8 protein-coding genes are annotated in these 12,020 nt (G+C 72.6%); 7 read left to right on the top strand and 1 reads right to left on the bottom strand.

What is annotated here, in order from left to right; translation table 11 throughout:
* The first annotated feature begins 108 nt into the window (after window positions 1–108).
* The 5 genes from AY578_RS01530 to AY578_RS01510 are packed head-to-tail and all read left to right on the top strand — an operon-like array spanning window position 109 to window position 6,267.
* A complete protein-coding gene (locus AY578_RS01530; protein ID WP_258901748.1) occupies window positions 109–1,458 on the top strand; it encodes an ABC transporter substrate-binding protein in 1,350 nt (449 codons plus the stop codon).
* A gap of 28 nt (window positions 1,459–1,486) precedes the next feature.
* On the top strand, window positions 1,487–2,461 hold the full coding sequence (locus tag AY578_RS01525; RefSeq protein WP_258901745.1) for a carbohydrate ABC transporter permease: 975 nt from the start codon (window positions 1,487–1,489) through the stop codon (window positions 2,459–2,461).
* A complete protein-coding gene (locus AY578_RS01520; RefSeq protein WP_019525653.1) occupies window positions 2,458–3,321 on the top strand; it encodes a carbohydrate ABC transporter permease in 864 nt (287 codons plus the stop codon). Before AY578_RS01525 ends, AY578_RS01520 begins: the two co-directional genes overlap by 4 nt.
* 28 nt (window positions 3,322–3,349) lie before the next feature.
* Complete coding sequence (locus tag AY578_RS01515; protein ID WP_019525654.1) at window positions 3,350–4,372, top strand: hydroxyacid dehydrogenase; 1,023 nt, start codon at window positions 3,350–3,352, stop codon at window positions 4,370–4,372.
* Entirely contained in the window at window positions 4,369–6,267 is a 1,899-nt protein-coding gene (locus AY578_RS01510) for a DUF2264 domain-containing protein (protein ID WP_258901743.1), read from the top strand. Before AY578_RS01515 ends, AY578_RS01510 begins: the two co-directional genes overlap by 4 nt.
* Window positions 6,268–6,279: 12 nt before the next feature.
* Here AY578_RS01510 and AY578_RS01505 read toward each other — a convergent pair whose 3' ends face one another.
* Entirely contained in the window at window positions 6,280–7,239 is a 960-nt protein-coding gene (locus AY578_RS01505) for a hypothetical protein (protein ID WP_136237864.1), read from the bottom strand.
* Between the two features lie 317 nt (window positions 7,240–7,556).
* On the opposite strand from AY578_RS01505, the gene AY578_RS01500 reads away from it, so the two are divergent.
* Window positions 7,557–10,940 carry a CARDB domain-containing protein gene (locus AY578_RS01500; protein ID WP_258901742.1) on the top strand — a complete coding sequence of 1,128 codons (3,384 nt, stop codon included), beginning with the start codon at window positions 7,557–7,559 and terminating at the stop codon, window positions 10,938–10,940.
* Between the two features lie 494 nt (window positions 10,941–11,434).
* Window positions 11,435–12,016 carry a hypothetical protein gene (locus tag AY578_RS01495; protein WP_420341299.1) on the top strand — a complete coding sequence of 194 codons (582 nt, stop codon included), beginning with the start codon at window positions 11,435–11,437 and terminating at the stop codon, window positions 12,014–12,016.
* The last annotated feature ends 4 nt before the right edge of the window (window positions 12,017–12,020 follow it).

Here is a 12,020-nt window from a genome sequence, read left to right as displayed (position 1 = left end):
TTTCATTTTCTTCTGATCGATCTATTGACCGTTTACTGGTCGAGCCCCCACGATTCCCGTGTCCCGAACAGCCGTGTCCCAGACACGCCAGGAGCCGCGGGAGGCGCCATGCCCGGTCGACACCGCCGTCGGTCCGTGCTCGCCGCAATGGCCGCCGCGCCGCTTGCAGGAGCCCTCGGCGCCTGCAGCGGGGGCGCGGACGACGCCCCATCAGGCAGCAGCAGAACCGGTACCGGAAAGAAGCCTGTTCGCGTCACCTTCTGGTCCGCCCTGCGCGGCAGCCAGGAAGTGGTCGACGCCTTCAACCGCACCCACGACCGCATCCAGGTCGACTTCCAGCAGATCCCCTCAGGAGGCCAGGGCGGTTACGCGAAACTCAGCAACGCCGCCCGCGCGGGCAACGCCCCCGACGTCGCCACGATCGAGTACCCGCAGGCGCCGGGGTTCGCGATCGACGGCGTCGCCCGCGACATCACCGACCTCGTCGACTGCCGGCTGCGGGCGAAACTGCTGCCGCAGGCGTTCGCCCTGACCACCTTCCAGGGGCGGGTGTTCAGCGTCCCGCTCGACGTCGAGCCGATGGTGATGCACTACCGCGCCGACCTGTTCGACGGGTACGGCCTCCAAGTGCCGCGCACCTGGGACGAGTTCGCCGACCTCGCCCGCGTCGTCCGGCGCAAGGCGCCGGAGCGGCGGCTGGTGCTGTTCCCCACCGACGGCGCCACCCAGTTCGCCGCCTACTCCTGGCAGGCGGGCGCCCAGTGGTTCGACACCCGCGACGGCGCCTGGAACGTCTCCCTCGCCGACGCCCCCACCCGCCGTGTCGCCGCGTACTGGCAGAACCTGATCGACCGCGACGACGTCTTCATGAACGCCGTCGAGAGCCGGCAGTCCGACGCCCAGATCGGCAACGGACTCGTCCTGACCCGGCTCAGCGGCGCCTGGGACGCCGGCGCGCAGATGAACGCCCGCCCCGGCCAGAAGGGTCAGTGGCGTATCGCCCAGCTGCCCCAGTGGGACACCGCCCGCCCCGCCGTCGGCACCCACGGCGGCTCCACCTTCGCCGTCACCAAGGACAGCCGCGACCCCGAGGCCGCCATGGAGTTCATCGCCTGGCAGGTCTCCCACCCCGACGCCCTGCGCGCCCGCCTGTCCAGCGGCACCAGCAGCCAGTACCCGGCGGCGTCCGCCCTCGTCGCCGTCGGCCGGGACGCCTTCGACCGCTCCTACTACGGCGGCCAGGACATCTACACCCTCTTCGAGCAGGAGGCGGAGAAGATCCGCGACGGCTGGGTCTGGGGCCCGCGGATGACCGCCACCGGCCGCGTCATGCAGGACTCCTTCGCCCGGGTCTCCGCGGGCCGCGGGACGATCGCCGACTCGATGCGCGCCGCGCAGGACGGCACCATGCCCGACCTCAAGGCCCTCGGCCTGTCGACCACCCAGCACAGCACCTGAGCCGCCCGAAAGGCAGGTGACACCCCTCATGACCGCGACGACCGAGCACACCGTGCGGGTCCCCGCCCCGCGCACCGCCGCCCCCTCCGCCCGCACCCGCCGCACCGCCCGGCGCCGCAGGCTGGGCGCCGCCGGCGTGCTGATGGCCCCCTTCTTCCTGCTGCTGACCACCGTCTTCCTGATCCCCGTCGGCACCGCCGCCTACCTCAGCTTCTACAGCGACGACCAGCCGGGACTCGGCTTCGGCCCCGAACACACCGTCTTCGTCGGACTGCGCAGCTACGCCGCCGTCCTCACCGACCCGACCTTCCTGGGCGGCCTCGGCACGGTCGCCGCGTACTGCCTGATCTACATCCCGCTCATGGTGGCCGGCGCGCTGCTGCTGGCGTTGCTGCTCGACTCCGGCGTCGTACGCCTGCGCGCCTTCGCACAGCTCGGGCTGTTCCTGCCGCACGCGGTGCCCGGCATCATCGCCGCGCTGATCTGGCTGTACCTCTACACCCCCGGCATCAGCCCGGTCATCGACCTGTTCGCCCGCGCCGACATCACCATCGACTTCCTCGGCGTGCACACCGTCCTGCCGTCCATCGTGAACATCGCCCTGTGGAGCAACCTCGGCTACAACATGGTGGTCTTCTACGCCGCCCTCCAGGCCGTGCCCCGTGAGGTGATCGAGGCAGCCGTGGTCGACGGGGCGGGACCCATGCGCACCGCTCTCCAGGTGAAGACTCCGCTGGTGCGGGCCTCCATCGTGATGGTCGCCATGTTCACCCTCATCTGGGCGCTCCAGCTGTTCACCGAGCCGATGCTGCTCAGCCAGTCCTCCCAGATGATCAGCTCCCGCTTCTCGCCCAGCATGTACATCTACGACGCGGCCTTCACCCGCAACAACTACAGCCTCGCCGCGGCCGCCTCGGTGGTCCTGCTGCTGTGCACCGTCGCCCTGTCCTACGGCGTCACCCGCCTCACCAGCCGCGACTCCACCGCCGAGGAGACCCGATGAGCGCCACCGGCACCACCGCGCTGCGCCCCCGCCTGCTGGGCCGGGCCACCGTCAACGCCGTCGTCGCGATCTCCGTGCTCTACACGCTGCTGCCCGTGCTGTGGCTGGTGCTCGCCGCCGCCAAGAACCGCGACGCCCTCTTCGGCAGCGACCTGCTCTCCCTGAGCGGCTTCTCCTTCGGGCAGAACCTCACCGACCTGTTCGCCATGGACGGCGGCCTGTACGGACGCTGGTACGTCAACAGCCTGCTGTACGCGGTGCTCGGCGCCGCCGTCGGCGCCCTGATCAGCGTGGCCTGCGGCTACGCCTTCGACAAGTACCGCTTCCGGCACAAGGAGAAGCTGTTCGGCCTGGTCCTCGCCGCCGTCATGGTGCCGCAGACCGTGCTCGCCCTGCCGCTGTACCTGATGGCCTCCGAGGCCGGGCTGGTCAACACCTTCTGGGCGGTGTTCATCCCCGTCCTCTTCAACCCGTTCGGCGTCTACCTCGGCCGCATCTTCAGCCAGGGCTACGTCCCCGACGAGGTGCTGGAGGCCGCCCGCATCGACGGCGCCGGCGAACTCACCATGTACGCGCGGGTCGCGCTGCGGATGCTCGGACCCGGACTGGTCACCGTGTTCCTGTTCCAGCTCACCGCCATCTGGAACAACTTCTTCCTGCCCATGGTGATGCTCTCCGACCAGGACCTGTACCCGGTCAGCCTCGGCCTGTACGCGTGGAACAGCTCCGCGTCCGTCTCACCCGAGTACTACCCCGTGGTCATCATGGGATCGCTGCTCGCCGTGGTGCCGCTGATCCTCGCCTTCGTCCTGCTCCAGCGCTTCTGGCGCAGCGGTCTCACCGCCGGCGCCGTGAAGTGAACGCCCACGCAAGGAGTTGCCGCACCACATGACCGAGCCCACGCCCGGCCCCCGTCCCCGCGCCGCCCTCGCCATGTCCGCGGGCGCCGCCTCCGCCGTCCTCGACCCCGAGTCGCGCGCCGCCCTCGACGCCCTGTGCGACCTCGCCCCGACGGTGCTGGAGGACTTCACCACCCCCGCCGCCCGCGCCGTGCTCGCCGACGTCGAACTGCTCGTCACCGGCTGGGGCTGCCCGTCCCTGGACGACGACGTGCTGCGGGCGGCGCCCCGGCTGCGGGCGGTCGTGCACACCGCCGGCAGCGTCCGCGGCCATGTCACCGACGCCTGCTGGGACCGCGGTGTCGAGGTGTCCTCCGCCGCCGCGGCCAACGCCGTCCCCGTCGCCGAGTACACCCTCGCGATGATCCTCCTCACCGGCAAACGGGTCCTGGAGAGCGCCCGCGAGTACCGCGCCTCCCGCACCCGCGCCGACTGGCTGCACACCCCCCGCACGGTCGGCAACCACCGCCGTACCGTCGGCATCCTCTCCGCGTCCCTCATCGGCCGCCGCGTGATCGACCTGCTCCGCCCGCACGACGTCGACGTACTGCTGCACGACCCGTACGTCGACGAGGCCGAGGCCGCCCGGCTCGGCGTGCGCGGCGTCGGACTCGCCGAGCTGTTCCGGATGAGCGACACCGTCAGCGTCCACACACCGCTGCTGCCCGAGACCCGCGGCCTGGTCTCCCGGGAGCTGATCGGCTCCATGCGGCCCGGCGCCGTGCTCATCAACACCGCACGCGGCGCGGTCCTCGACCAGGACGCGCTCACCGACGCCGTCCTCGCCGGCCGCATCCGCGCCGTGCTCGACGTGACCGAACCCGAAGTCCTCCCGCCCGACCACCCGTTGTGGGACTGCGACCACGTCCTCATCACCCCGCACCTCGCCGGCTCGCAGGGCAACGAGTGGCGCCGGCTCGCCGACACCGCCGTCTCCGAGGTCGCCCGCTGGGCAGCCGGAGAGGGCTTCCTGCACCCCGTCCGACGCGAAAGGCTGGCCTTCCTCGCATGAGCATCCCGTTCGAACTGCCCGCCGACGACCACGACATCAGTCCCCGCACCGGATACACCCGGGCCCACTGGGAGGCGGTGGCGGACGGGCTGCTCACGGCCGCCTGGCGCTGGGCCACCCCGGCCGGCGCCCTGCTCCGCCTGCCCGGCCGCCCCTCCCGCTCGGGCGTGCGCTCCGACGGCCTCGAAGGGTACGCCCGTACGTTCCTCGCCGCCGCCTTCCGCGTCGCGGGCGCCGACGGGGACGACCCGCGGAACCTGCTGGAGCGGTACGCGGCAGGTCTGGCCGCCGGCACCCGCACCCCCGGCCGCGACGACAGCGAGTCCTGGCCCGAGATCCTCGACTTCGACGTCCAGGGCCAGCCCATGGTCGAGTCCGCGTCCGTCGCGCTCGGTCTGCGGCTCACCGCGCCCTGGCTGTGGGACAAGCTCGACACCGGCGTGCAGGACCGCGCCGAGGAGTGGCTGCGCGGCGCGCTGCGGCACACCCCCGCGCCCAACAACTGGTACCTCTTCCCGTACACCGTGGCCGGCTTCCTGGAGTCCGTCGGCCGGGGCGACGCCGAGACCGCCGCCGCCCGGGAGAGGGCACTGGGCCTGCTGGAGAGCTGGTACCGCGGCGACGGCTGGTACGCCGACGGCGACGGACGCGCCTTCGACCACTACAACGGCTGGGCCCTGCACCTCTACCCGGTCCTCGACGCCCATCTCTCCGGTGACGCCGACGCCCTCGCCCACCACGGCGGACGCCTCCGCGCCCACCTCGACGGCTTCTCCCTGATGTTCGGCGCGGACGGCGCCCCGCTGCACTACGGACGCTCGCTCACCTACCGCTTCGCCGCCTCCGCCGCCGTGTCACTGGGCGCGGTCACCGGGCACACCCCGCTGACGCCGGGCGCCTCGCGCCGCATCGTGAGCGGCAGTCTGCGCCACTTCCTCGACCGGGGGGCGCTCACCCCCGACGGGCTGCTGTCCCTCGGCTGGTACGGCCCGCACGAGGCGAGCCTTCAGGAGTACTCCGGTCCCGCGTCGCCGTACTGGGCGTCGAAGGCGTTCGTCGCGCTGTTCGCCCCCGCGGACCACCCCCTGTGGACGGACACCGAGGAGCCCGCCCCGGTGGAGGAGGCCGACCGGGTGCTCTCCCTGCCCGGACCCGGCCTGCTCCTGCAGTCCACCCGAGCCGACGGCACCGTACGGCTGCACAACCACGGCAGCGACCATGTGCGGCCGCACGAGGGGGAGTCGGCGGCCGACGACGACCCGCACTACGGCCGCCTGGCGTACTCCACCCGCACCGGACCCACCGCCCCGGCGAACGTCGCCGACAACCACGTGTCGGTGGAGGTGGCCGGGCGGGGCAGTGTGCGCCGCCGCGTCCACCCCCTGGGCGCGGGGCACGGCGACGGCTGGGGCTGGGCCGCATCCTGGCACCGGCCGGTGTTCACCGCGGGCCCGCCGATGGTGCCGGGCCTGACGGTCGAGAGCGTCACCGTCGCGCACGGCGGCCTGGAACTGCGCGCGCACCGGGTGGTGGGGGCGCCGCCCGGATCGCGGGTCACCCTCACCGGCTGGGCCACCGGCCCGGAGGAGCCGACGGTGTCCGCCCTGCACGGCCTGTACGGCTGGGACGCCCCGGCGCCGGAGACGCTCCCCGCGCCGCAGGGCACCGCCTGGACCCCCTGGGCGCACGTGCCCCGCCTCACCGGCGGCTGCGGCGGCACCACCGTGCACCTCGCCCTGGCGTCCCTCACCACCGGCCCCGACGCACCGTCACTGGAGGACGCGGTGACCGACGTGCGCGTGGACGACGGGACCGTGGAGGTGACGTGGGCGGCGGACGGCTCCCGCACCCGCGTCTCGTTCGGGCCGCCGGAGGTGCGCCACACGCGCCCGTGAACGCGGCCGGCCTCAGGACTGTGCGTCCGCCGCACGCTCCGGGGCCGGCACGCCGTTGTCCGGGGCGGTGTAGAACACCGAGGTGCCCTGCTTGCTGCGCTGGGCCTGGTTGCGCGCGACCAGGCCCTCGAGGGTGGAGCGGATCACCGTCACCTTGACGGTGCGCTCGGGATGCGCCTGGCCCAGCGCCGTGGCGACCTCCGCCGCGGAGCGGGGCTCCTTCTGCTCGTCCAGATGGCGGCGGACCAGGTCGACCAGCTTCGGCGCGTCGCCCTGGGCGGACTTCGCGGCCTTCGTACGCGCCTTGCGCGGCGCCTTCACCGCGGACGCCTTCCCGGCGGGCCTGGGGGCGGCGGGCTTGCGCGTGGACCTGGCGCCGGTGGGCTTCGCCGAGCCGGCGGGCTTCGACGCGCCGCCCGCCTTCGCCGTGCTGCCGGACTTGGCGGCACCCGCGGGCTTGGCGGCACCCGAGGTGTTCGCCGAGCCGCCCGCCTTCGCAGCACCGGGCTTCGTGGTCGCGGCGCTCTTGCCCGCACCGCCCGCCGACACCTTCTTGCGCTCCCGCTTCGGCTTGTCCGCCCCGGACTTGACGCCGCCGCGGCTGCGCGGCGCGGGCACGGTCGCGTGCCCGGACACGGCGGTCTCCTCCGCCGGCTCGGCGGTCTCCTCCGTCGAAGGCTCGGTGACCGTGGCGGGTTCGGCGGCCGCGCTGTCCTCGACGGCCTCCGGCGCGGAAACGCCCTCCGCGGCGGAAACGGTGTCAGCCGCGGACCCCGCCGCCAGATCCAGCGCCTGCTGCATCTTCACCAGCAACGCATGGTCCCGCTGAAGCGCAGCCAACTGCTGCTGCAGCTCGGCGATCTCGGCGCCGACCCGCTCCTGCTCCTTGGCGTTGCGCTCGAGGTCGTTCGCGACCTGGGCGACGTACTGCGACGTGAGATCGGTGGTGGAGACGGTCGAGTGGTCGGACATGAGGGTGTCCTTTCGTCATGTGGTCTGCCGGTGGCCAGTCATGGTACGGCCGGGCGGGGTTGACCGTTTCTCCTCCGCAAACTCCACAAAGGACGCCCGGTTGACGCCCGTGAGGCGCGAGATGCCCCCGCTCTCTGCCGGATGCCGTGTCCACGCCATTGACAACTGATGCGCGAGCCGGAAACTTCAAAGCGAGAGCCGCAAGAAATGAACGACGTCCCGCAAATATCGCATCAGGCGTCGGCAATCCTCGGCAGGGGCATCGGGCTGCCCGGGTGGCCGCGCGCCCTCAGCACCCGCCGTGGAACGAGGACTTCATGAGACGCACGCGTTTCGGCCTGCGTACGATCACCGGCCTGCTCCTGGCCGGCCTGGTCGCCGCCGGTCTCTCACCCGGTACGGCCGGCGCCGCCGCCGAGGCGGACCGCGGACCCGACCTGGCGCTCGGCAGAAGCGTCACGGTCACCGGGTCCCATCCCGAACACCCCGCGACCAACATCACCGACGGCAGTCAACTCACCTACTGGGAAGGGCCCTTGGGTAACTTCCCGCAGTCCGTGCGCGTCGACCTGGGCGCCACGGTCGGCGTCGACGAGGTCGTGCTGAAGCTGCCGGCCTCCTGGGAGGCGCGCACCCAGACCCTGGCCGTGGAGGGCAGCACGGACGGCACGTCGTTCACCGCGCTGTCCGCCTCGGCCGCCCACCGCTTCGACCCCGACCGCGCCAACACCGTCACGCTCACCTTCCCGGCCCGCGACGTACGCCATCTCCGTGTCCGCGTCACCGCCAACACCGGCTGGAACGCCGCCCAGCTGTCCGCGCTCGAGGTGTACGGCGAGGACGGGGGAGGGGGACCGGAGCAGCCACCCGCCGACGGCACCGATCTGGCGCTCGGGAAACCGGTCGAGGCGTCCTCCACGATTCACTCCTTCGTGGCAGCCAACGCCAACGACGGGCGCATCGACACCTACTGGGAGTCGGCCGGTCACCCCGCCACACTCACCGTCCACCTCGGTGCCGAGGCCGATGTCACCGCCGTCGTGGTGAAACTGAACCCGGACGCGGCATGGGAGCGGCGCACCCAGAGCATCGAGGTCCTCGGACGGGACCGCTCGTCCAGCGCCTACACCACGCTCAAGGCCCGCGCCGACCACACCTTCGACCCGGCGGGCAACGGCAACGGCGTCACCATCCCCCTCACCGGACGCGTCTCCGACGTACAGCTCGAGTTCAGCCACAACTCGGCGGGTTACGGCGCCCAGGTGGCCGAGCTGGAGGTCCGGGGCACGGCCGCGCCCAACCCCGACCTGACCGTCACCACCCTCGACTGGACGCCTGCCGCGCCCACGGAGACGGACCCGGTCACCGTCCGCGCGACCGTGCGCAACGCCGGCACCGCGCAGTCCGCCGCCGCCACGGTGAACGTCAGCCTGGAGGGCACCGTCGTGGGCAGCGCCCCCGTCGCCGCCCTCGCACCGGGCGCCACCGCCACCGTGCCGGTGAACGCGGGCACCCGCCCCAGGGGCAGTTACACCGTGTCCGCCGTGGTCGACCCCACGGACACCGTCCCCGAGCTGGACGAGACCAACAACAGCCGCACCGCTTCCCAGAAGCTGACCGTCGCGCAGAGCCCCGGCCCCGACCTGGAGGTGACCGGCATCCGCACCAGCCCGGCCGCCCCCGCCGTCGGCGCTTCGGTGTCGTTCACCGTCTCCGTGCACAACCGGGGTACCTCACCCGCCCCCGCCGGTTCGGTCACCCGGCTCACCGTCGCCGGACGCACCCTCGACGGGGCCACGGGGGCGGTCGCCGCCGGCGCCACCGCCGAGGTCGCCGTCGCCGGCGCCTGGACCGCCACGGCGGGACCCGCCGTCCTCACCGCCACCGCGGACGCCACCGGCACCGTCACCGAGACCGACGAGCACAACAACGTCCTCAGCCGGCCGATCGTCGTCGGCCGTGGCGCAGCCGTCCCGTACACCGAGTACGAGGCGGAGGACGGCGCCTACCGGGGCACCCTGCTGACCGCCGACGCCCGACGCACCTTCGGCCACACCAACTTCGCCACCGAGTCCTCCGGCCGTCAGTCCGTCCGGCTCGACTCCACCGGCCAGTACGTCGAGTTCACCTCCACCGACGCCACCAACTCGATCGTCGTGCGCAACTCCATCCCCGACGCCCCGGGAGGCGGGGGCACCGAGGCCACGCTCAGCCTCTACGCCGACGGGACGTTCGTGCAGAAGCTGGGCCTCAGCTCCAAGCACAGCTGGCTGTACGGCAGGACCGACGACCCCGAAGGACTCACCAACACCCCCCAGGCCGACGCGCGGCGCCTCTTCGACGAGTCCCACGCGCTGCTCGCCGGCACCTACCCGGCCGGCACCGTGTTCCGGCTCCAGCGCGACGCCGACGACAGCGCCGCCTTCTACGTCGTCGACCTGATCGACCTGGAGCAGGTGGCCCCGCCCGCCGAGAAGCCCGCGGGATGCGTCTCGATCACCGAGTACGGCGCCGTCCCCAACGACGGCATCGACGACACCGCCGCGATCCAGCGCGCCGTCACCGCCGACCAGCGGGGCGAGATCGACTGCGTGTGGATCCCGGCCGGGCAGTGGCGCCAGGAACAGAAGATCCTCACCGACGACCCCCTCGACCGGGGGCAGTTCAACCAGGTCGGCATCCGCGACGTCACCGTCCGCGGCGCCGGCATGTGGCACTCCCAGCTGTACACCCTGACGCCTCCGCACCAGGCGGCCGGCATCAACCACCCGCACGAGGGCAACTTCGGCTTCGACATCGACGACAACACGTGGATCTCCGACATCGCGATCTTCGGCTCGGGCACCATCCGGGGCGGCGACGGCGGAGCCGAGGGCGGCGTCGGCCTCAACGGACGCTTCGGCAGGAACACGAAGATCAGCAACGTGTGGATCGAGCACGCCAACGTCGGCGTCTGGGTGGGCCGCGACTACTCGAACATTCCCGAGCTGTGGAACCCCGCCGACGGACTGGAGTTTACCGGCATGCGGATCCGCGACACCTACGCGGACGGCATCAACCTCACCAACGGCAGCCACGACTCCACGGTGCAGAACTCCTCGTTCCGCAACACCGGCGACGACGCCCTCGCCGTGTGGTCCAGCAAGTACGTCAAGAACCCGGCGACCGACACCGGGCACGACAACCACTTCCGCAACAACACCGTCCAACTGCCCTGGCGCGCCAACGGCATCGCGATCTACGGCGGCCACGGCAACACGATCGAGAACAACCTCGTGTACGACACCATGAACTACCCGGGCATCATGCTCGCCACCGACCACGACCCCACCCCGTTCTCCGGGCAGACCCTGATCGCCGGCAACGGGCTGTACCGCACCGGCGGCGCCTTCTGGAACGAGGACCAGGAGTTCGGCGCAATCACCCTGTTCGCACAGGGACCCGACATCCCCGGCGTGTTCATCCGCGACACCGACATCCACGACTCGACGTACGACGGCATCCAGTTCAAGACCGGCGGCGGCGCCATGCCGGACGTGCGGATCTCGGACGTCACGATCAGCACGTCCCACAACGGCTCCGGCATCCTCGCCATGAGCGGGGCACGGGGCAGCGCCACCCTGACCAACGTCACCATCACCGGATCGGCGGAAGGCGACGTACTGATCGAGCCCGGCTCCACCTTCGTGATCAACCGGTAGGCGGTCACGCGCCGATTGCTCCGTCCGGCGGGCCCGCACCCCTCGCGAGGGTGCGGGCCCGTCACCCGTACGGCCCCTTGCCGGAAGGCGACCCGGTGCGGGTGGCCCCGCTCGCGGGCGGCGCAGACGGGGGACTTCGGGCGGACGCGCGCGGGGAGCCGAGGCGATCGCGGGAGGACGAAGTCAGGCTGAGTCCATGGCTTCATCGACCGACTGCCCGGACCGTGCGCCCCGCGCCGTGTCCGGCGCCGCCCGGCGGCCGTCCGCCGGGCCCGCCCGCCTCCGTACCGGGGTGTGGCCGCGGGCCGTCGTGCTCATCGTCCTCGCCGTCCTCGCGGCCCTCACCGGGTGCGGGGCGGGCAGCGGCACCGGCGCCCGGGACGATCCCGCCCCACCGCACCACGCGCGCGAGCGCCGTCGCGACCGCCCCCGCGGCCGGCGCGCCCGGGGCGGCCGGCACCGCGCAGGGCCGCCCGGCCACCGAGACGCCCGCGGTGATCCCCGGCCTCGGCCCCCGCACCCGGGCATGGATCCCGGGCGACGCCCGCCAGGTGGTCGTGGTCACCGGACGCGACCGGAACGCCAGCCACTCGCAGGCCGTGCTGTACCGGCACACCGGCGCCGGCTGGCAGGCAGGACCCGCGTGGCCCGCCCGCAACGCGCTCCGCGGCTGGACCGACGACCACTGGGCCGGCGATCTGCGCTCGCCCATCGGCGTCTACAGCCTCTCCGACGCCGGCGGACTGCTGCCCGACCCGGGCACCCGGCTGCCCTACGACCGGTCGGACGGCTTCGCCGTCAGCGGCACCGGATTCGAGGGCGAGCCGCTGGAGGGGTCCTTCGACTACGTCGTCGCCATCGACTACAACCGCGAACCCGGCGCCTCCCCCCTGGACCTGACCCGGCCGCTGGGCGCCGACCGGGGCGGCGGCATCTGGCTGCACGTCGACCACGGCGGCCCCACTCAGGGCTGCGTGAGCCTGAGCGAGCAGCACATGCGGGACCTGCTGCTCGCCCTAGACCCCGCGCAGCACCCGGTGGTCGTCATGGGCGACGCCGCGTCCCTGCGCGAGTGACCAC

It is taken from the genome of Streptomyces thermocarboxydus, assembly GCF_024760485.1.
Classification (GTDB): domain Bacteria; phylum Actinomycetota; class Actinomycetes; order Streptomycetales; family Streptomycetaceae; genus Streptomyces; species Streptomyces cellulosae.
Note: the sequence above shows the minus strand (reverse complement) of the source record. Positions and strands in the feature narration are given on the sequence as shown.

Bases quoted from the DNA above. Each gene is read 5' to 3' on its own strand.
- AY578_RS01520 (WP_019525653.1), top strand. From the start codon at position 2,458: ATGAGCGCCACCGGCACCACCGCGCTGCGCCCCCGCCTGCTGGGCCGG.
- AY578_RS01530 (WP_258901748.1), top strand. From the start codon at position 109: ATGCCCGGTCGACACCGCCGTCGGTCCGTGCTCGCCGCAATGGCCGCC.
- AY578_RS01500 (WP_258901742.1), top strand. From the start codon at position 7,557: ATGAGACGCACGCGTTTCGGCCTGCGTACGATCACCGGCCTGCTCCTG.
- AY578_RS01505 (WP_136237864.1), bottom strand. From the start codon at position 7,239: ATGTCCGACCACTCGACCGTCTCCACCACCGATCTCACGTCGCAGTAC.
- AY578_RS01510 (WP_258901743.1), top strand. From the start codon at position 4,369: ATGAGCATCCCGTTCGAACTGCCCGCCGACGACCACGACATCAGTCCC.
- AY578_RS01525 (WP_258901745.1), top strand. From the start codon at position 1,487: ATGACCGCGACGACCGAGCACACCGTGCGGGTCCCCGCCCCGCGCACC.
- AY578_RS01515 (WP_019525654.1), top strand. From the start codon at position 3,350: ATGACCGAGCCCACGCCCGGCCCCCGTCCCCGCGCCGCCCTCGCCATG.